This window comes from Thermosporothrix hazakensis (genome assembly GCF_003253565.1).
GTDB lineage: Bacteria > Chloroflexota > Ktedonobacteria > Ktedonobacterales > Ktedonobacteraceae > Thermosporothrix > Thermosporothrix hazakensis.
In genome coordinates this window covers 81,903-101,138 of record NZ_QKUF01000003.1, presented here as the reverse complement: position 1 = coordinate 101,138, position 19,236 = coordinate 81,903, and the positions used below count along the sequence as shown (strand labels likewise).

Annotated in this window: 18 protein-coding genes and 1 other annotated feature; of the genes, 13 read left to right on the top strand and 5 right to left on the bottom strand. The window is 51.7% G+C overall.

The genetic code is table 11. The features are described 5' to 3' along the window. The first annotated feature begins 156 nt into the window (after window positions 1–156). From EI42_RS07165 to EI42_RS07155, 3 genes are read left to right on the top strand one after another with little or no spacing between them, the layout of a single operon-like run. Window positions 157–1,638: a MurT ligase domain-containing protein gene (locus tag EI42_RS07165; protein WP_111320328.1), complete on the top strand. Its 1,482-nt coding sequence runs from the start codon at window positions 157–159 to the stop codon at window positions 1,636–1,638. A 1-nt stretch (window position 1,639) separates the two neighbouring features. After that, window positions 1,640–2,440, top strand: coding sequence for a type 1 glutamine amidotransferase (locus EI42_RS07160; protein WP_111320326.1), 801 nt, complete (start codon window positions 1,640–1,642; stop codon window positions 2,438–2,440). Window positions 2,441–2,462: 22 nt separating this feature from the next. Next, a complete protein-coding gene (locus EI42_RS07155; RefSeq protein WP_111320324.1) occupies window positions 2,463–3,269 on the top strand; it encodes a phosphodiester glycosidase family protein in 807 nt (268 codons plus the stop codon). 61 nt (window positions 3,270–3,330) lie between these two features. Here EI42_RS07155 and EI42_RS07150 read toward each other — a convergent pair whose 3' ends face one another. Both EI42_RS07150 and EI42_RS07145 read right to left on the bottom strand, forming a co-directional pair. Then, window positions 3,331–3,963, bottom strand: coding sequence for an SGNH/GDSL hydrolase family protein (locus EI42_RS07150; protein WP_111320322.1), 633 nt, complete (start codon window positions 3,961–3,963; stop codon window positions 3,331–3,333). Between the two features lie 24 nt (window positions 3,964–3,987). After that, window positions 3,988–4,320, bottom strand: a complete 333-nt coding sequence (locus EI42_RS07145; protein WP_111320320.1) for a tRNA-binding protein — start codon at window positions 4,318–4,320, stop codon at window positions 3,988–3,990. A gap of 306 nt (window positions 4,321–4,626) precedes the next feature. On the opposite strand from EI42_RS07145, the gene EI42_RS07140 reads away from it, so the two are divergent. Beyond that, a complete protein-coding gene (locus EI42_RS07140) occupies window positions 4,627–6,024 on the top strand; it encodes a zinc ribbon domain-containing protein (protein ID WP_137686200.1) in 1,398 nt (465 codons plus the stop codon). Between the two features lie 65 nt (window positions 6,025–6,089). Here EI42_RS07140 and proS read toward each other — a convergent pair whose 3' ends face one another. After that, on the bottom strand, window positions 6,090–7,541 hold the full coding sequence (gene proS / locus EI42_RS07135; RefSeq protein ID WP_111320316.1) for a proline--tRNA ligase: 1,452 nt from the start codon (window positions 7,539–7,541) through the stop codon (window positions 6,090–6,092). A 59-nt stretch (window positions 7,542–7,600) separates the two neighbouring features. Further along, window positions 7,601–7,834: a binding site (T-box leader), on the bottom strand. Between the two features lie 242 nt (window positions 7,835–8,076). On the opposite strand from proS, the gene EI42_RS07130 reads away from it, so the two are divergent. The 9 genes from EI42_RS07130 to EI42_RS07085 all read left to right on the top strand — a co-directional run bounded on the left by EI42_RS07130 (window position 8,077) and on the right by EI42_RS07085 (window position 17,326). Beyond that, window positions 8,077–10,476 (top strand): serine/threonine protein kinase, encoded by a 2,400-nt coding sequence (locus EI42_RS07130; RefSeq protein ID WP_111320314.1) that lies wholly within the window; start codon window positions 8,077–8,079, stop codon window positions 10,474–10,476. Between the two features lie 325 nt (window positions 10,477–10,801). Then, window positions 10,802–11,221 (top strand): cupredoxin domain-containing protein, encoded by a 420-nt coding sequence (locus EI42_RS07125; RefSeq protein WP_249033450.1) that lies wholly within the window; start codon window positions 10,802–10,804, stop codon window positions 11,219–11,221. Window positions 11,222–11,375: 154 nt separating this feature from the next. After that, window positions 11,376–11,975 (top strand): phage holin family protein, encoded by a 600-nt coding sequence (locus EI42_RS07120; RefSeq protein WP_111320311.1) that lies wholly within the window; start codon window positions 11,376–11,378, stop codon window positions 11,973–11,975. Between the two features lie 189 nt (window positions 11,976–12,164). Beyond that, window positions 12,165–13,172 carry an ABC transporter ATP-binding protein gene (locus EI42_RS07110; protein ID WP_111320307.1) on the top strand — a complete coding sequence of 336 codons (1,008 nt, stop codon included), beginning with the start codon at window positions 12,165–12,167 and terminating at the stop codon, window positions 13,170–13,172. 70 nt (window positions 13,173–13,242) lie between these two features. After that, complete coding sequence (locus EI42_RS07105; protein ID WP_111320305.1) at window positions 13,243–13,899, top strand: ABC transporter permease; 657 nt, start codon at window positions 13,243–13,245, stop codon at window positions 13,897–13,899. Between the two features lie 16 nt (window positions 13,900–13,915). After that, complete coding sequence (locus tag EI42_RS07100) at window positions 13,916–14,584, top strand: ABC transporter permease (RefSeq protein WP_111320303.1); 669 nt, start codon at window positions 13,916–13,918, stop codon at window positions 14,582–14,584. A 50-nt stretch (window positions 14,585–14,634) separates the two neighbouring features. Next, window positions 14,635–15,576: a glycine betaine ABC transporter substrate-binding protein gene (locus tag EI42_RS07095; protein WP_111320301.1), complete on the top strand. Its 942-nt coding sequence runs from the start codon at window positions 14,635–14,637 to the stop codon at window positions 15,574–15,576. 159 nt (window positions 15,577–15,735) lie between these two features. Then, window positions 15,736–16,179: a TIGR03668 family PPOX class F420-dependent oxidoreductase gene (locus EI42_RS07090; RefSeq protein ID WP_111320299.1), complete on the top strand. Its 444-nt coding sequence runs from the start codon at window positions 15,736–15,738 to the stop codon at window positions 16,177–16,179. Between the two features lie 154 nt (window positions 16,180–16,333). Then, window positions 16,334–17,326: a DUF929 family protein gene (locus EI42_RS07085; RefSeq protein ID WP_111320297.1), complete on the top strand. Its 993-nt coding sequence runs from the start codon at window positions 16,334–16,336 to the stop codon at window positions 17,324–17,326. Between the two features lie 35 nt (window positions 17,327–17,361). On the opposite strand, the gene EI42_RS07080 is transcribed toward EI42_RS07085, so the two are convergent. Together EI42_RS07080 and EI42_RS07075 are read right to left on the bottom strand one after the other, a co-directional pair. Beyond that, window positions 17,362–18,300 (bottom strand): protein DA1, encoded by a 939-nt coding sequence (locus tag EI42_RS07080; RefSeq protein ID WP_111320295.1) that lies wholly within the window; start codon window positions 18,298–18,300, stop codon window positions 17,362–17,364. A 4-nt stretch (window positions 18,301–18,304) separates the two neighbouring features. Then, window positions 18,305–19,183 (bottom strand): GNAT family N-acetyltransferase, encoded by an 879-nt coding sequence (locus EI42_RS07075; protein ID WP_111320293.1) that lies wholly within the window; start codon window positions 19,181–19,183, stop codon window positions 18,305–18,307. Between the last annotated feature and the right edge of the window lie 53 nt (window positions 19,184–19,236).

The window sequence follows — 19,236 nt, the reverse complement described above, 5'->3', positions numbered from 1 at the left end:
CATCATCTAAAAAGAAAGTATGCAAATACAACACTGACATTGTGACTAGCAAGCTTGCCCCATTCTCGCGCGGTCTGTTATACTGCAAACAACCTATAGAAATAACCTGATCTTCTCTGAATTGATTCATTTTTCAGGACGAAAGTAAAAGAGCATATGCAGACAAAGGATGTAAAAAGCGAACATAAAGAACAAGCCAGGCCACAGCCGACACTTCCGGCTGCAGAATCACCAAGCGGCATTGACCGTGCTCGCCTTGCGCTGGCTATCTCTGCTGGAAAACTCGCCAGTGCCTCCGGTCGACTTCTTCGCATAGGAGGTGGCACCAGCCTTCCGGGAATGATTGCCCGCAGAATTGATCCTAATGTTTTAAAGTCCGTCGTTGGTGCAAGCAAAGCCAGAAAGATCGTTATCACTGGCAGTAACGGCAAGACCACTACCGCGCGTATGACCGCAGCGATCGCTGACGCGAACCGCTTCCGGGTCTCACAGAACCGAACCGGTTCCAACCTGCTTCAGGGCGTAACTTCCGTCGCGGTCAACGCCGCCAGCATCTTTGGCAACCTTGACTGTGATGTGCTGCTCTTCGAGATCGACGAAGGCACGATCCCGCATGCCGTGCCGGAGATTCAGCCGGATGTGGTGGTTATCACCAATATCTTCCGCGATCAGCTTGACCGCTATGGTGAGCTCTATTCCGTGGCAAAGGCCCTTGATAAGATGCTGGAAAGCCTGCCAGAGACGGCCACCATCGTGCTTAACGGCAATGATCCTCAGGTTGCAAACTTCGGTCAGAACGCCCGAGCCCGCCGTGTTTACTTTGGCCTTGAAACAATGGAGGTCGGGACACCGGTTCCTGAGCAGTCAGCAGATATCATTCGCTGTATTCATTGTAATCATGACCTTGAATACAAAGTTGCATACCTCTCGCATCTCGGCCTGTATAGCTGCCCCAACTGTGGCTACACGCTGCCCAAGCTGGATTTCGCGGCCACCTCGGTACAGCTTGCCTCCGATGGTGAGGGCCCGACGCACACCACGATCCGTACCCCACAGGGAGATATCGAACTGACAATTCCCTTGCCCGGATTGCATAACGTCTACAACGCCGCGGCAGCAATCGCTGCATCGATGGCTGCTGACTTCGACATCACAAAATCGGACGCCGCGCTCAGCCACATTCGCCCGGCCTTCGGACGCCTGGAGAAGATTCAGGCTGGTGACAAAACCATCTACCTGTCATTCGTCAAGAATCCAACCTCATTTAACTTGATAATGCGCTTGATCGCACAGCATCAAGGGAAAAAGCATCTGTTGCTCGCGATGAGTAACACGGTCGTTGATGGCGAAGATTTTGCCTGGCTCTGGGATGCCGATATTGAGGAGATTGTGCCAGATATCCTTGACGCCATCTGTTGTGGCAACAAGGCCGAGGAACTGGCAATGCGTCTGAAATATGCCGAAGTCTCTACAGACAAAATCAAGATGATTCATGATCGTGAAGCCGCACTTGATGCCGCTCTGCGCAATGTAGAACCCGGTGGCACGCTCTATATTCTCAGCGGCTATACACCAACACAGGAACTGCGCAAGATTATGCAGAAGCGCGGTTGGGTCAAACACTACTGGGAGGAATAACATGAGCCAGCAAGAGAACGGCGGGCGCTTAGTGCTGAAAATTGCCCACCTTTACCCGACGTTGATGTGTGTGGCAGCCGATAGAGGAAACCTCTTCTCTATCGAGAAGCGCTGTAAATGGCGCGGAATCGCAACCGAGGTTGATCCCATTTATGTCAAGCAGACGCCGGATTTTACTCAATATGACCTGATCCTTTTCCACGGTGGCGCTGACCGCGAGATGGAGATCGCTTCGCAAGATATTCAGGCGAAAGCGCCCTCACTGCGTGAAGCGGCAGAGGCCGGAACCGTCTTCCTGAGCGTATGCGCGGGCTATCAGCTTCTCGGCCATTCCTACAAACCCTTCGAGGGTCCAGAGCTTAAAGGCGTAGGCCTGCTCGACATGCATACAGAGGGCAGTTCTGAGCGCTTTATGACGCATATGGCGCTCGAATGTGACTTCGGCTCAGGCAAACAGATTCTGGTTGGCTATGAGAATCATAGTGGACGTACCTATCTCGGCCCAAAAGCAAAGCCGCTCGGGCGCGTCCTCTCCGGTTGGGGCAATAATGGCAAGGATGGCGGCGAAGGCGCAGTATACAAGAATGTCTTCGGCACCTACCTGCATGGTCCATTGCTGCCAAAAAATCCCTGGTTTACTGATTTCCTGATCCAGCGTGCCCTTGAGCGCCGCTACGGCAAGGTTGAACTCACGCCTCTGGACGACACCATCGAGAGCGCCGCCCACAACGCCGCACTTAAACTTGCGGAAGCCTACAAAGGAACGGTCTCTGCGATTGAGGCAACACACTGGAAGAGATAGCAAGGACAGAAAACGAATTCTCATGCATCAAAAACGCACACCTTTTCTGTTGTTGTTACTTTTGCTCAGCATTATCTTGTCTTCGTGTTCATTGCCCGGCTTGAGCATCGGTACGGACAATTCGGGGAATCAAGCGAACGGCCAGATACTCAATAAATGGCTCCCTTCCTCCTCGGGAATAGAGGTACGCTATGAGCGTTGGAAGGGTGCAGGCAACAATGAGGATCTTATCACTATTGTGCGCATGAAGCCCCAGAGTATCAAGCTCAGTGTCGCATATCAGCCCACTGAGCCGCTGACCGTCAAGGAGTGGATGCAGAAAACAGGAGCCCGGGCGATCATCAATGGTGGCTACTTTGATGCACAGAACAGGCCAACCGCATTGCTGGTAAGCAACGGCCAACCGTTCGGGAACTCCTATGAAGGCTTTGGTGGAATGCTCTCCGTCGATGCACAGGGGACGATCGGCCTGCGCTCACTGAACCAGCAGCCATACGATCCATCCAGCGAAAGCGTGCAGCAAGCGACGCAATCAGCACCGATGCTGGTCATCGATGGGAAACGTGCTGAGTTCAATGCAAATGCCGATGTACAACGCCGCACTGTGGTTGCGCTTGATAAAGAAGGGAATCTTCTGTTCATTGTCAGCTCTATGCTGGCCTTTACGCTTGACGAAATGGCAGATCTACTTGTCGCATCCGACCTTTCCATTCAGACGGCTTTAAATCTGGATGGCGGTTCATCTACCGGATTGTATGTTCACGGAGAACAGCAAAAGGTCGAAATCGATGCTAATGTCGCACTGCCAATTGTCATTGTCGTCAAATAAAGCAGCCGAAAAGCCGTACTTCTCATGTGGGGGGTACGGCTTTTCGGATTGAGAAATCCTTCTATTCCAATGCATGAATGGCCCTGAGCCATGTACGCGCCATCAACGCATGTCCGGCCTCGGTTGGATGCACCCCATCATATGCCCAGAACTGCGGTTCACGGCGCTGCACAGCCTGAGCAAATACCTCATCAAAGGGAACCAGCACAGCATCATATTCCCGCGCCAGCTTCCGTACAACCTCAATCTTCGGGTTCAGATCTTCGCGCCACTGCTCCCGATCAGAGGGCGTATGCAGCACAAAGGGCTCGCACAGGATCAGCCGTGTCCCCATCTGGCGTAGCGGGTCCAGCAGCGTTCGATAGTTCTGTTCATAGGTTTCGACTGTCGTTAGACGGCTCTCGGTATAGCGTCGCCAGACATCATTGATCCCGACTAAAATAGAAACCCAGTCTGGACGCAACGCCAGACAATCACGGTCCCAACGACGCGTCAAATCAACGCTGAGATCTCCGCCAATGCCCCGATTCAAAAAAGTAACGCGCTTCTCTGGATAGCACATCTGAAACCAGGCTGCCGCCATCATAGCATAACCTGCTCCCAGATTGAACTTATCTTCTCGGATGCGGCCTGCATCGGTAATACTGTCTCCCTGAAATAAGACGGTTGCCCCATCCTGAATAAGCGTCTGCATTATTGCTTCCTCCTCAATGCATCTTTAATACATGCGCCCGCCAACAGGCACATCCTGTGTTGGTTGCAGCAACACAACTCCACCTTCACCATCAGGAACCCCAAGTGTGAGCACCTCGGAAATAAAGGGCCCGATCCTTTTAGGCGGGAAATTCACGACCGCAAGCACCTCTCGGCCCAGTAACGCCTCTTTCGTATAATGCTTTGTAATCTGTGCCGATGATTTCTTGACACCTATTTCCGCGCCAAAATCAATCAGCAGTTTGTAAGCTGGTTTTCTGGCTTCAGGAAAATCATCCACCTGAACGATTCTACCAACACGAATATCTACTTTCTCAAAATCGGTGTAGGAGATCACACTATTACCTCTTTTCCATTCAATACCATACTATTATGCTGCATCATACAACGAAGCTGTGAGCTATTCAACAGCAGAGCCTCCTTAAAATATGCTATAAAGAGAAGTAGCCGAACCAATCACATAGGAGAGAGCCGCACTCTCGTTCTAGCCATTTTTATCGGTCTGATAATAGAGCAGACCACTATTTAGCGGATTTTACGGAGAAAGACGTTACACAGGCCATTTTCTAGACAAATAAGTAATCATCTAGCTATAATCAGCCTGGTATGATCTATTTTTATTGGTACTAAGAGGAGAAACACAGTGTCTCAAGCGACTTGTCCGCAATGTCATGCACCTTTTACCCCCGGCCAACGCTTTTGTCCGAATTGCGGGAAACAGATCTCAAGTACGGGAGAGGGTGTTATACCAACGGTAGCAGCTAGCAATTCCAGCCTCCCCCCAACGATGGCCGCAAATAGCAATGAGGGTCTGCCACCTACGATGGCCGCTGGCAGTAACCCGAATCTCCCCCCGGTTGGGAATAGCAATCCCAATCTGCCGCCGACGATGGCTGCCGAGGATCCTGCCAACCACCAGCAGCCATATAGTCAGTATGCATCGGGAGCGTATACCCCCCCGCCTCCACCTTCCTATAACGGCTATCCCGGCGGGACTCCGACACCGAATGATCCCTACGCTCCGCCACCGCCACCGGGACCGGGTATGTACTCAATGCCACCGATCCCGCCCAAGAAGAAAAACTCGCTTCCCTGGATCATCGGGGCAGTCGTGGTTGTGCTTGTGCTGGCTGTCTGTGGCGGCTCTCTCTACGGCATCACTCAGCTCTTTTCCAAGAAGAGTACTGATAACAAAACACAGACAACAACGGACAATAACAACAATGGTGACAACAGTAATGATACTGCCACAAAATCGGTTACACTGACCAATCTGGCGATCAGCTATGCAACGGATCAGATTACCTTCACTTCTATCGAGCAGGCAGACCAGTTTCCAGATGACACATATACCAAGACGTACTCTTATGAGAAGAAGAGCAACTTTGTCCGCATCCATATGAAAGAGAAGCAGGAGGGAGGGAGATCTGCTTACTTCTCCTATAGCTCGGCATTCAGCTTGATTCTCCCTGATAAGACCACGATCAAAGCACTGAACGCGGGCGAATTCAGCGGCCCTAAGGAGGGAGAACAGCGCGAGAACTGGGTTGACTTTGAGACCAAGAAGCCCGTCGATCTCAACAGCCTTGTCCTGCGTCTCGGGACTGCGGAAGAGGCACAGATGGAGTTCCCGCTGAAGAGCAACGCGGATCTCAGTGAGTATCTCCCCAAGCAGGCCGATCTGAACAAGGCCTTCAACTATGGTCCGATGAAATGGACGCTGAACACGGCGATCCAGCGCTACGATGCGCCCGGCGCCCAGGCCAAGAAAGGCAAAGTGTTTGTCATTGTCTCATTGACAGCCAGCAACCCTTCTAGCTCGGACTTCTGGGGCTACGACTATATCCGCCTGAAATCAGGCGACACAACCGCTGCCCCCGAATATACCTCAGATGATGATGACCTGAACGACCTCAGCGCAGGCGCGAGCAATGTCAAGGGCACCCTGATCTTCCAGGTTCCGCCTTCCGACACCTACACGCTGGTGTTTGCCTCTGGTAAGAACCTTTCTGGCACAAACGTCACATTCTCAATCAAGTAAAGCCAGATACAAAAAAGATGAGTCATCCTGTAATGGGATGACTCATTCTTTCTTTATGAAGCGCTTTAGTATGCGCGGGCAAAGACTGCCTCACAGGTCGCAGGCTTACCGGTGTAGATACATTTGCCCTTGACGCCTCCCTCAGGCTGATCGAAGGGAATCACCCGCAAGGTTGCCTTTGTCTCTTCCTTGATTGCTTTCTCAGCCTCGCTATCCTCGGCCCACTTCACCCGGACAAAGCCACGCTTCTCGGCGATGATTTGCTTGAACTCCTCATAGTCCTCGGTATAGTAGGTGTTTTTCTCTCGGAACTCAACCGCACGCTGATACATCGCCTGTTGTACCTCTTCCAGCAGCTCAGGCAACCGAGTTTCCAGTGCATCGATCGAGACGATCTCTTTGGCACGATTATCGCGACGGACAAGCACCACACTGTTATTCTGAACATCGCGAGGGCCAATCTCGATACGTACAGGAACCCCACGCATCTCCCACTCGTTAAACTTCCAACCCGGGGTGTTCTCGCTGACATCGGTCTTGAAGCGCACTTTTCCTTTCAGGATCTTCTCAAGGCGCTCGAGGGCACCCATGACAACCTCTTTGTCCTTGTCCTTCCGCCAGATAGGCACAATCACGGCCTGATAGGGAGCAATACGCGGAGGCAGCATCAGACCAGATTTGTCACCGTGGACCATAATTAACGCACCAATCATACGCGTGCTCATACCCCAACTGGTCGTAGCACAATACTTCCGCTGGCCGTCTGAGTCAAGGAACTGAATGTCAAAGCCTTTTGCGAAGTTATGAGCCAGGTTATGGCTTGTACCGGCTTGAAGCGCCTTACCGTCGCCCATCAACGCCTCAATCGAGTAGGTGCGCAGCGCTCCGGCGAACTTCTCGTTCTCGCTCTTTCGGCCCGCGATCACCGGAATAGCAGCATCTTCCTCGGCAAAGGAGCGATAGACTTCCAGCATCATCTGTGTACGCTCTTCTGCCTCTTCCAGCGTACGGTGAGCGGTATGGCCCTCCTGCCAGAGGAACTCAGAGGTGCGCAAGAAGAGTGCGGTACGTTTTTCCCAACGCACCACGTTATTCCACTGGTTAATCAGCAACGGCAGGTCACGATAGCTCTGCACCCACTTCGCATAGCTATGACCAATAATCGTTTCGCTGGTCGGGCGCACAGCAAGCGGCTCTTCCAGCTCCTCACCACCGCCACGCGTCACCCAGGCGACCTCAGGCGCAAAGCCCTCGACGTGCTCTGCCTCTTTCTCCAGGAAGCTACGAGGAATAAACAACGGGAAGTAGGCATTTACAACGCCCGTCTCTTTGAAGCGCCGGTCCAACAACCCCTGAATGTTTTCCCAGATGGCGTAGCCGTAGGGACGAATAATCATACAGCCACGAACAGGCGCATAGTCTGCAAGCTCGGCCTTTCGGACGACCTGATTGTACCATTTTGAATAATCGTCTTCGAGATCTACCAGCTCTTCTACATACTTTTCCTTTTCGTCCATAATTCCCTCTTTCTTCGAGCAAAGATCAGATAAAAACACAAATAAAAAACTCGCCCTCAACAAAGGACGAGATCTACCCGTGGTACCACCTTCCTTGAATGATGCAGTTACCACATCATTCCACTCATAACGGTCTCAGTGAACCGTTCCTTCCAGATAACGGTGAAGGGCTCCGGTCAACTTCTCGCTGACACTCCCAGGTGGGTTCGATCCGAGCCTTTCAACCGGCTTCCACTATCCCGGCTCGCTGTCTGATGGTGTTCCAATCTACTGATCCTGGTCGACGTGTTCTCTTCTGTTGCTTGATTTCAAGTACACTCAGAATACACGATGCATTGGGCAATGTCAAGCCAGCATTAAGAGCGCAAAAGATGAGCAACTTCACATTGTAAGACTGGACTATCCTCGATATTGCAGATACAATAGGTTCGATACCTCAATGTCTTTCAAAATGTAAAATGTGTTTCAATATATTCCAATACTTTTCAGTCTGCTATTATCACTCTTGATCAAACACATCAAAGGAGACCCTCTTATGAAAGATGAGAACCTGGTAGGGATGACCATATCAGACCGTTATCACCTGCATCAGCTTCTCGGGAAAGGAGGCAGTGCACATGTATATCTGGCAACAGATACACGACTGCAACGATCCGTCGCTGTTAAGGTCTTTCAACCTGAAGGAAGCGAGAAACAGGTATTTCTCAGCCACTTTAATCGGGAAGCTCGCGTTCTCGCTCAACTTGACCACCGACATATTCTCCCGGTCTATGATTACGGCGAACACGATGATCAGGCGTATCTGGTCATGCCCTATATGGCAGGCGGCTCCCTGCGAGACTATCTACACAAACATGCCCCGCTGGCCCCCGAACACGCGCTTTCACTGATAAGCCAGGTTCTCGATGCCCTTGCATATGCCCATGATCGGGGCCTGATCCATCGCGACATGAAGCCAGGCAATATTCTTTTTAAAGGTGACGGCACGTTGATGCTAGCGGACTTCGGGCTTGCCAAGCTGCTGCCCGAAGCGGATGGAATCTCCCTCCCGACCGATATTACCGTTACCCATTCGGTCGCGCTCAAAGGAACCCCCGATTATATGGCCCCGGAACAGATTCAAGGGAAGCCCGGCCCTGCTTCCGATCTCTATGCCGTTGGTATTATTCTCTATGAGATGCTGACCGGCGAGCGACCATTTAAGGCGCAAGATGTCATGGGCATGCTGGTTCAACATCTTCAAACCGAACCGGTTTCTCCTCGGAGCCTGCAACCTACTATTCCACCAGAACTTGAGTCGGTCGTACTGCGTGCTCTTGCCAAGCACCCTGAAGCTCGTTTCAAGCATCCCAATGAGATGCTTGAGGCGCTACACGCCAGTAATCTGGCTCAGTCATCGCCTCCCCGCCCTCACGAAAAGGGCGGTCCTCTTCCCATACCACATGAGGAAAACACCCTTGCTATCGTGACACCACCAACGGAAGAGCCTGCTTCAGCACCGACACAGATCAGCGAGCAGACTGTTCTTGCACAGCAAACGGGTCCCGAGCACCAGGTGGTTACACCTCCTCCTATCAGTAATCCAGGCCCCTGGCCCAGTACTCCCTATAACATCGTGCCACAACAGCCCTCACGACTGGAACGCAATGCCAAGATACTGGTCATTGTGGCTGTTGTTCTGCTCCTCGCAACCATCGCAACCAGTGCCTTTACGATCTATCAAGCCAGACAGCCACTCACAACTACGCCCCAAACCATCCAGTCAACAAAGCAGGCTCAAAGTACCACTACAAGCAAGAGCACACCAACCAGTCAGCCGACCCTGCTTCCACAAGTCGTCCGGGGAACCATGAACTGCCCGGCCTCAGGACAGGCGAACGCGGCGACCTATCCTCCCCTCTCAGTGGGTTCACACCAGCGGCTGATCTATGCCGTGAATGAAGGAACTCCGGGCAATCCCAGCGCTGCCGTCATCAAGCGCCGTGACGCCAATGATACCGTAAAGGCGGACATCATCTTCAATACACCTGGCGCGTATATCAACGAGATACAGGTATCGCAGGACGGGCTCTGGATCCTCTTTGTCCTCAAACTCGATAACCAGAAACAGCTTCGCCTGCTACGAGTCGATGGGCAGATACAGCAGACCCTCTATTGCACTACTGGCCCTGAAGACCTTTTTGGCGTCCAGTGGACATACGATCAGCAGCGCATTACCTTTATGACAGGTAGCACGCTTAAGCTGCTTGAGCCCGGGTCTGGCAGTATTCACACTCTGCTCACACTCCAATCAGGTACACGCTATATTCCAGCTACCTGGCAGGATAACAACCATCTGCTCTTGAAAGTCCCGAAGGGCGGGAGCGCGCCGCTTGATCTCTACTCGCTTGATGTCAGGAAGGGGGAGAACCAACAAGAAAGCAGCCTCAAGCGGATTGCATCGTCTATCTGTAGCTTTGACCCGACCTTTGATTCAAAACGGCTGCTCATCAGTGAATGCAATACTAATTCCGGTATGCTGGCCGGACCAAGTCGTATCACCGTGCGCAATCTCGATGGGAGCGCTGCAACCACGCTAACGTCAGTTCCTGTAGCAGTAACAATGGTACGCGCCATCACCGCACAAACACTTCTGCTTCTGGTCAAGGACGCGGCCACCCCTGATCAGAATGGCGTATGGCGTGTCAATATCGATGGCTCAAATCTCTTGCGTCTCAGTACCGATTTGACAGGAGGCCAGACCCTCTGTGAGTTCACACAGTATACCTGGTCGAACCTCTCGCGGGATGGGACATTCTACGCTATACAGGAACATGATCCAAACAGTACAAACTATAAGATGTACTTCGGCAGGCTGGACGGCACAGACCTTGACTACTTCGCCGATATCAGTGATGGTACCGAACTAAAAATGGGCGGTTGGATTGTCTTCTAGCCTCAGACGAAGAGTCATTTCTTTTCTCATGGCTCTTCGTCCTGCCACCACTCATAAGGAGGTTCAGCAAGGCCCCAGTTGATACATTCTCCCTTGATAAATGCCCCACCATTTCCGCTCCGCTACACTGTTTGGATGTCAGAAAAGGCTACACCTCACACCATTTTGAGTATGATGGGGATGCGATAAGGTATTGCTCATTACTGCCCCATCGTTTCATATGTTGGGTGGAAATTTCTGACATAGACGCTATAATAGGTTCGTGAGTTCTTCTCTAACGCTGAACAAAAACAGCAAGGTAGGCACTGCTGTTGATTAGCACTATATGGAGATCAATTTCGATACTATGAAGAAAAAATTCATCGCTGTTTTGCTGTGCCTGAGTGCGCTTTCCCTCCTGATCGTTGCCTGTGGCAGTAACACCAGCGCGAGCAGCAAACCCAACCAACCCACTGAGCCAAATACCGTCCATATGAGCGATCTGCAATTCTCGCCCACCACTATCACCATCAAAAAAGGCGAAAGCATCAAACTGGTGAATGATGTGGTTGTGACGCATATCATCTCAAACGGGACGTGGGATAACGGAACTGCAAAACCCAAACAGGAAGCTGGCGCCCCAAAAATCAATATCAACGTGGGCGCGAATGATACCCAGACCATTGGCCCGTTCAATACGGCAGGTACATTCCAGCTCTACTGTCCAATCCATGTGAACATGAATCTCACGGTCATCGTAAAGTAGAAACAGGTAGCAGCCAGGCGGTCCGCAAGGGCCGCCAGTTTTTTTTCTCCCTGCATCATTTATGCAACTTCTCCTTCCTTGCTTCGTATTTCTTTCAGAAGCGTATTTCTCTTTCATTGTGTTCAAGGATTCTCGAATAACAGGCAAAGGGCATATGCAACGCCAGTACCAGGAAAAGATTGCTGAGTCTAACGAGACCTATGCTATGCTTCAGGATCTGCTCGATGAGGAAGAATCCGTCCTCTGGTCTGGACGCCCCGGACAGCATAGCAGCCAGTACTCCCCGAATACACCCGGCCTTTTGATCATGGCAGGCTCATTCGGGATTGTCGCCTTGCTCATGCTGGCCCTGGGATTTGCTCTTCTCATCACCCTCCCTATGGAAGCCCTTATTCCCTTCTATGCCCTGGGGGTCACCTTCGCCTTTTTAGCCATCCTTTTTGGCATTCTGGGCGCGGTCATAAAAGTTGTTCCCAGGGCGGTGCACTACGCCATCACCAGCAAGCGAGTGCTTATCATCAACAGAGGGAGAACGCTGACGGTGCACTCATATAGCTGGCGTGATATCGGTCCGGTAACATTTATTGAACGACCGGATGGTTCTGGTGACCTGATCTTTGCCAGGACTCCATATGGCTATACAGCGAGCAATGGCAATAGCAACCTGACTCGGGGCCGTTTCAGTGGGATCCCTAATGTACGAGAGGCCGAACGTGTACTCAGGCACTTACTGGATCGTGCACCTACTGGATAAGGAACCACAGAGCGAGGAGAGAAGGCAGCTCCTCTCTTCTTTGTCTCTGTTTCTTCGTGCAGAACGTATAACTTCTATAGAAGAGTTTTGTGTGTGTGAAGGCGCTATGCAAGCAAGGGCGCTTGCTATTTCGTCCAATCTCGGCATATAGTGTTACGTAACGACCAAACTGAGAGGATGTACAGTTCAATGGCTACAATTGCCTTTCGAGAGATTACGAAGCAATACCGCGGTGCCAGTGCCCCTGCTGTCGACTCAATCTCCTTCGAGGTTCCAGAGGGCAGCATCTGTATGCTTGTCGGTACTTCGGGCTCGGGCAAAACGACATTATTGCGTATGGTGAATCGGTTAATAGAACCGAGCTCCGGCGCAATTCTTATCGACGGGAAAAATGTGATAGACGAGGACCCGATTCAACTTCGACGACACATCGGCTACGTCATTCAGCAGGTTGGGCTCTTCCCACATATGACGGTTGCCGAAAACATTCAGGTCACCGCGGAGATCGCGGGCGGCTGGAATAAGCGTCAACTGGCGAATCGAGTCGATGAACTGCTTGAGTTGGTCGGTCTTCCTCCGGCAGAATATCGCAAGCGCTACCCACGTCAGCTTTCGGGAGGACAACAGCAACGTGTGGGTATGGCCCGCGCCCTGGCAAACGATCCTGCCATTCTGCTGATGGATGAGCCTTTCGGCGCATTAGACGCAATCACCCGCGCACGCATGCAGGATGAGCTCAAGCGCATTCAGCGCGATGTTCATAAAACTATTCTCTTCGTTTCCCATGATATCGATGAGGCCTTTAAACTGGGCGATCAGATCGCGGTTCTTTCAGAAGGGCAACTAGTCCAGATTGGAACCCCGGTTGACTTGCTCACACGGCCTGCAAACGATTTTGTCAGACAACTGGTTGGCTCAGATAACATTCTTCGTCAATTGCAGTATGTTCCTGTCTCAGCCGCGTTGACGGAACAGGCCACTAATACCCCTGATGGCAAGAAGATTTCATCCGATACACCACTGCTGGAAGCAATGCTTAAACTCTTTGAAAGCAATGCGCCAGCGCTCTCGGTGCAGGATAAAGAAAATCATAGTCACCTGGGGACCGTTACATTGGACAGCATCAATCGGGAGCTTGTACAGGCCCGTCGCAACAATGCAGAGAACATCGATCTCGCTGAAAAGAATGCGCTGTAACCAGATTTATTGCACAAGCAGAACCACCTTCACGGTTATACCCTACCTCGGATAACGTGAAAGGAGTCAGATGAAATACTTACTCAACCCATATAACTACGATCTCTCCGACCCCGGCAGCATTCCCAACCTTCTCTGGCAACACGCCTTTCTGGTTGGTGTCAGCATGCTTATCTCATTATGCATAGCAATTCCGGTTGGAATCATCGTAGCACGTCGGCGTAAGCTCTATCTGCCGGTCATCACACTTGCAGATGTGTTATATACTATTCCTGGCATCGCCTTACTCGGCATTCTGATTACAATCACGGGGTTAAGTTTCGCAACTGCAATTATTCCCTTGATCCTCTATACTCAGTTAGTGTTGATCCGTAACACAGCTGCTGCGATCACGAGTATCGATCCCTTATTGATCGAGACCGCAAAAGCAATGGGGATGAATGCCGGACAGCTCCTTTTCCGGGTAACATTGCCGCTTGCGCTTCCGATCATTATCGCGGGCGTGCGTGTTGCGACTGTGACCACTATCGGAATTGCGGCCCTGGCCTCTCTGGTGGGAGAAGGCGGGCTTGGCGATCTGATCTTTAAAAACATTACCAGTCACGATACTGAAGCGGTTATTGCAGGGGCGATCCTTCTCAGCCTGTTCGCAATCGTTTCCGATCTGATTCTACTGGGCATTCAAGCGCTATTGAATCGAGGGCGCGGTGGCTTCTCGGTAGCCTAGAAAAAGGAGGGAAACGATGGATATTCTTCAGTTTATTCTGGCACCGGAGAATCGTTTCTGGCACCAGACGATAGCATACTTGCAACTCTGCGGCTTCTCTATCTTGATCTCGGTTGCCCTGGGCGTTGTGCTCGGAATAGCCGTTTCGCGAAATGCATTTCTCGGCTTTATCGCCATTAACCTCAGCGGCCTGATGCGTGCCATCCCGGTGATTGCCTTCCTGATCGCGGTTCTTCCCTATCTGGGTCTGGGCTTTTTGCCCGCCGCGATTGCCCTGATTATTCTGGGCATCCCCCCCGTTCTCTTGAACACCTATACAGGACTCAGAGGCATTGATCCCGCTATTATTGACGCTGCAAAGGGAATGGGCATGACAACTTTGCAGATCATCAGTCGTATTCAAGCGCCGCTGGTCATGCCAGTTCTTGCTGCGGGCGTCCGCACCGCAGCCATTCAAATTGTTGCGACCGCAACACTGGCCGCCTTTATTGGTGCCGATGGCTATGGTATCTATATTGTCGATGGACTGTATAAATTAAATAATACAGAGATCCTTGCCGGGGCTATTCCTGTAGCAATTCTGGCACTGCTCATCGAGGTCCTGATGGGCTGGCTGCAAACAGCATTGACACCTGCCGGTCTGCGCACTTCCCGGACGGTAGAAAGCGTCATTCAGGAACAATAACAGCAGGCTCTCTGATGCCCATACGACAGAAGAGTAAAAAGGAGTTTTACATGTTTTCAATCCGTTCTCTGAAAGTCAAAGCAGGGATGGTATTTCTTCTGGTTCCGCTGCTCATTCTTGCCGCCTGTGGCGCCAACGGGAATAGCGGAGGGGAGGGAAATAAAGGCAAGTTGATCGTTGCCAGTAAGCTCGATGTTGAGGCACAATTGATGGCCTCAATGTATACGCAGCTCTTGCAAAAGGCAGGCTATACGGTTGAAGAGAAACCGGCTCTAGGCAACAGCGCGATCATCTTCGAGGCGATCACCAGCAACAAGATCGATATCTACCCGGAATTTACCGCCACTGGATTGAACAAACTCAATATTCCATCCAGCTATGATCCCAAAAAGGATTATGAGACAGTAAAGAAGGGCTTCAAGGATCAGTACAAGCTCGATTGGCTTGAGGCTGCACCGCTGAACGATGGCTATGCACTCTGCATGGGGAAAGACACCGCTGCGAAACTCGGCATCAGTACACTTTCGGATCTGGCCGGAAAAACAAAGGATCTGATTCTGACCGCGCCATCGGATAGCATCGAGTTTATTGATAGTCTGGCAAAAACCTATAAGACGCTGTCCACCAAAGACTTTAAAGAGCTGAAGACGGTTGACTACGCGATCGGTTTCCAGTCTGTTGAGAGCAACAAGTCTCAGGTAACGGTCTGCTATGGTACCGATGCGACCGTGCAGAAGAGTGGCATGATCTTCCTGAAAGACGACAAGAATGGCTTCCCGGCCTTTAATCCGGGTCCGGTCGTTCGCGAGGATATCCTGAAAAAGTACTCTGATATCCCCTCGATCCTGAACCCGATGGCTCAGCACCTCACCACCGAAGCCAGCATTGACCTGCAAACAAAGGTTGATGCCAAGTCGAAAGAAGGCATGTCAAAGAGTCAGGCTATCCGCACAGTAGCTCGCGAGTTCCTTCAGAGCAAGGGACTCCTCTAAAGCCATAGCGTGCGACGATCCGGCTTTTCAGGGAAAGGCCGGATCTTTTTTTGCCCTTGTGCGCCCCTGCTTCTCTCACTATAATTCTGTACGCTATACTAAAAAAGAGCGCTTTTGCAGACGCTCCTATCCTGTTTTTCAGCGAGAAGTGAGAGACACATGAACCAGAAAGTCCAGTTCAGAGAAGCGGAGCTCCGCTTTCTTTATAAACAGCGCGTGGCCCGTCTGGCAACCGTCACCCCGGAAGGGAACCCGCATCTTGTTCCTGTCTGTTATGCATTTGATGGGCACTATATTTATACTCCACTGGATGAGAAACCGAAACGGGTCTCACCTATCCACTTGCAGCGCGTTCGCAATATTCTGGCGCACCCGACCGTAGCCTTTCTGCTTGACCACTATGAGGAAAACTGGGCCCATCTCGGGTATCTGATGATCCGGGGTCAAGCCCAACTGATAACACCCAATGAAGAGGTACATCCCCACGCGCTTCGTCTGCTGCGCATGCGCTACATTCAGTACCGCACAATGGCACTGGAAGAGCAGCCGGTGATTATGCTGATACCGGAACGGGTCACATCCTGGGGGCCTGTCTTGCAATAAGCGGTTCAATTTCTTCAAGAACGGGGTATTGCTTCAAATACGCACTGTCTTCCTTGCCGTTTCTTCCATTCTCTTATATACTCTTTTCGATTCACCTGACAGCATGCTATGATAGGTGCTACAGATTGACCGACCAACGAAAGGCAAAAAGCATATGGCAAAAACAAAGAAAGCGAATCAACCCACCAAAGGACCAGTGCAACAACAACCCAGACGCCCGGTCCAGCAGGGAAAGAACCGCCGTCGTGCGCAGAAACGGCCTCCCTGGGCATTGATCACAATTATAGGCATTCTAGTTGTTGTTGTCGCTGTCGTCGGTATTTTTGTTGCCATCTCCCGCAATGCAAGCGGAAGCGCCAGCACGCCAACAGAGCCAGAAGTGCTTGACAAGATCTCACATGTCAGCCCGGAGATGTTTAAGGAGATTGGCGATGGTGGGGTCTCAATGGGATTCTTCACGCCGCGAGATAATCCCCCCTTGCTCAAAGGCCCGAACGGCAAGCCAGAGTTCTTTTTCTACAGTGCCGAATTTTGCCCGATCTGTGCCGCCCAACGCTGGGCAACAGTGGTTGCTTTAAGCCGGTTTGGCACCTTTACCCAGCTCCATGACATCGTCTCGGATGAAGGCAAGTACGCAACCCTGTCATTCTATCAGCATAAGTACAGCAGCCAGTACATTGACTTTGTCTCGCTTGAGGAAGTGGGAAATAACGCCATCTCCCGGCCCCCGCTGGAAAAGGCAACACCGGAACAGCAGAAACTGCTGGATACCTATAATGCGCCACCATATGTTGATGCGCCCGGCTATCCTTTGACCAGCATTGGCAACCGCTACTTTCTGTCCGGCTCAAATTATAGCTCAACGGTGCTTGGCACACTGAACCAGAAAGAAATTGCACAACATCTTTCTGACCCTCATTCAGACGTGGCGAAGGGCATTATCGGTTCAGCCAACTATCTGACCGCCGCTATCTGTACCCTGACCGATAACCAACCCGCCAATGTTTGTAAGGCGGACCCCATCCCGGCTCTTCAGGCCAAGTTGCCCGCAACCGTCGCGTTGCAAAGCCCTGAGGCTCCGGCCCAACATCTGGGCATCGCCTCTATGCCATATCTCACCACCACCCGCCGCGACGACGTGGCATAATAAAAGCGCATATCCATAGCAGGCCAACTCGCTTGCTATGGATGCCCCCCGGGCCAGCGCCGTGCTTGCAGCAATGCTGTAAGCAACTGCTGGAACCCCAGGCGCTCACTCAACGCCCGAACCTGACGAAACCCTTCACCATAGATAGGGTCGGGATTCCGCTCCATGCGCACTATCTGTAGACGAGCCTCAGCCGTAGCCTGATGATGATACAAGCGATAGGCCAGCAATTCACAAAATCCCTCTTCTTCCCGGGGTGAAGGCGTCGCGATCGCGTGTACAGCCAACCAGACATGACCGAGTTCATGCGCAACTACCCCTTGAAAGACCGCCGCGGGGAGTCCTTCCAGTATCGCCACGCCATCAATCGTGCGGCGGATAACCTGTCCATTCTGTGTATATGTGGTACTGCGTGTCACTCCCAGTGAGTCGGCCTCACGCCCTCCCTTTGCGGTTACCCGGTGAGCCATATAGGAAGCCAGTTTCTCCCGACTACAGAGTTCCAGACTCAGCGGCAAATTGTAGTACCGCAGCCCTTCCTGACCGATCCACTGAACCACTTGCCGGTAAAAGGGCTTTGCATCTTCGGCGGTCTCGATCGCCGTTGCCCGGCAGGCAGAGCAACGGTACAAGCCAGTTCCTCGCTCCTGCTCCTCAGGAGAGATCAGGCTACCACAGAACTGACAGGGAGTACATTGTTCCGCATCTTCTCTACAGAGCTTCCGCCCACGCGGATCAACTACATATTCCCCGACCAGCGGCTTGCCACAGTATGCACAGCGCGGTAGCACCGTCTGCATATAGCATTCTGTATGATAGGGAGCATCCTGATACTCATTAAAAGAAGCCTCAGTAATCGGGCGACCACACGCGGCACAGAGAAAGTGTTCTGGATGCCAGGGCGCACCAAGTGCCCAGAGCACACGAGCCTGCACCGGCTGCCCGCATCCTTTGCATATGAGTCGCCCGTTCATGCTGTTATCTTCCCTTCACTGCTTTCCCATAATAGTCATAGTGAGCTGTCTCGCGGAAACCACATGAGCGATAGAGATTCAAAGCCCGGCTATTCTCCGGGATCACTTCCAGTGCAATCGCACGATATCCACTGTTCCAGAGGTGCTGGACTACCCGGGAAAGAATATACCGTCCGTAGCCCTTCCCGCGATATTCCCGGGCGACAACAAAGCCATAAATCATCGCCGATGTATCCTGCAAGTTGATATCAATCTTGCCAACAATGGTCTGCCCCCGCTCCGCAACATAGACCGGGCGAGAAGGGTCTGCTTTCCCTTCGCCGTACCAGTTAACTTCATATGGGACTTCAAATCCCTCCTGAGTCAGCTTATTCAAAATCGGCCCATCTTCGTCACGGGCGGCTCTGATAGAAAGCTCGCTTGACTCAGCCGATATCAATACAGGCGTTGCCAGATCCATTTTATACTCGGAGTGATGTAGCTCGGCTCCGATCTTCTGGACGAATTGTTGTCCGGCTTGAGAGGCACGCTCAACAATAAAGAGCATCTGAGAGACGCCGCGCCGCTGACATTCGGCCTCGGCCTCCTGAGATAAACGGGTAAAGATGCCCCGCCTCCGAAATTCGGGATGCACCATGCCACTGATCTCCGCCTCAACATTGTTAAAACAGAAGAGCGCTAGATAGCCTATCAGACTACCATGTTCATAATAGAGAAAATCATTTATCTCATCAACAGGTCTGCGGCGCAAGACTTGCAGGTTCAACCGCATGTTCAGCCCTTCATGCTGATTACAGAGTTCAGCCAGAGCTGCGATCTCGTCAACCTCTTCCAGCGTTAACCCCTGCCTTGCAATCAAACCATGTTTCATATCGTCGGTCATGGAATATCCTTCATCATCTTCAAAAGTATGGTAGCCCGAAGGCTTGTGTTATC

What these genes read in the sequence shown, in the direction of transcription:
- EI42_RS07165 (WP_111320328.1), top strand. Translation starts at nt 157, where the DNA reads ATGCAGACAAAGGATGTAAAAAGCGAACATAAAGAACAAGCCAGGCCA.
- EI42_RS07160 (WP_111320326.1), top strand. Translation starts at nt 1,640, where the DNA reads ATGAGCCAGCAAGAGAACGGCGGGCGCTTAGTGCTGAAAATTGCCCAC.
- EI42_RS07155 (WP_111320324.1), top strand. Translation starts at nt 2,463, where the DNA reads ATGCATCAAAAACGCACACCTTTTCTGTTGTTGTTACTTTTGCTCAGC.
- EI42_RS07150 (WP_111320322.1), bottom strand. Translation starts at nt 3,963, where the DNA reads ATGCAGACGCTTATTCAGGATGGGGCAACCGTCTTATTTCAGGGAGAC.
- proS (WP_111320316.1), bottom strand. Translation starts at nt 7,541, where the DNA reads ATGGACGAAAAGGAAAAGTATGTAGAAGAGCTGGTAGATCTCGAAGAC.
- EI42_RS07130 (WP_111320314.1), top strand. Translation starts at nt 8,077, where the DNA reads ATGAAAGATGAGAACCTGGTAGGGATGACCATATCAGACCGTTATCAC.
- EI42_RS07125 (WP_249033450.1), top strand. Translation starts at nt 10,802, where the DNA reads ATGGAGATCAATTTCGATACTATGAAGAAAAAATTCATCGCTGTTTTG.
- EI42_RS07120 (WP_111320311.1), top strand. Translation starts at nt 11,376, where the DNA reads ATGCAACGCCAGTACCAGGAAAAGATTGCTGAGTCTAACGAGACCTAT.
- EI42_RS07110 (WP_111320307.1), top strand. Translation starts at nt 12,165, where the DNA reads ATGGCTACAATTGCCTTTCGAGAGATTACGAAGCAATACCGCGGTGCC.
- EI42_RS07105 (WP_111320305.1), top strand. Translation starts at nt 13,243, where the DNA reads ATGAAATACTTACTCAACCCATATAACTACGATCTCTCCGACCCCGGC.
- EI42_RS07100 (WP_111320303.1), top strand. Translation starts at nt 13,916, where the DNA reads ATGGATATTCTTCAGTTTATTCTGGCACCGGAGAATCGTTTCTGGCAC.
- EI42_RS07095 (WP_111320301.1), top strand. Translation starts at nt 14,635, where the DNA reads ATGTTTTCAATCCGTTCTCTGAAAGTCAAAGCAGGGATGGTATTTCTT.
- EI42_RS07090 (WP_111320299.1), top strand. Translation starts at nt 15,736, where the DNA reads ATGAACCAGAAAGTCCAGTTCAGAGAAGCGGAGCTCCGCTTTCTTTAT.
- EI42_RS07085 (WP_111320297.1), top strand. Translation starts at nt 16,334, where the DNA reads ATGGCAAAAACAAAGAAAGCGAATCAACCCACCAAAGGACCAGTGCAA.
- EI42_RS07080 (WP_111320295.1), bottom strand. Translation starts at nt 18,300, where the DNA reads ATGAACGGGCGACTCATATGCAAAGGATGCGGGCAGCCGGTGCAGGCT.
- EI42_RS07075 (WP_111320293.1), bottom strand. Translation starts at nt 19,183, where the DNA reads ATGACCGACGATATGAAACATGGTTTGATTGCAAGGCAGGGGTTAACG.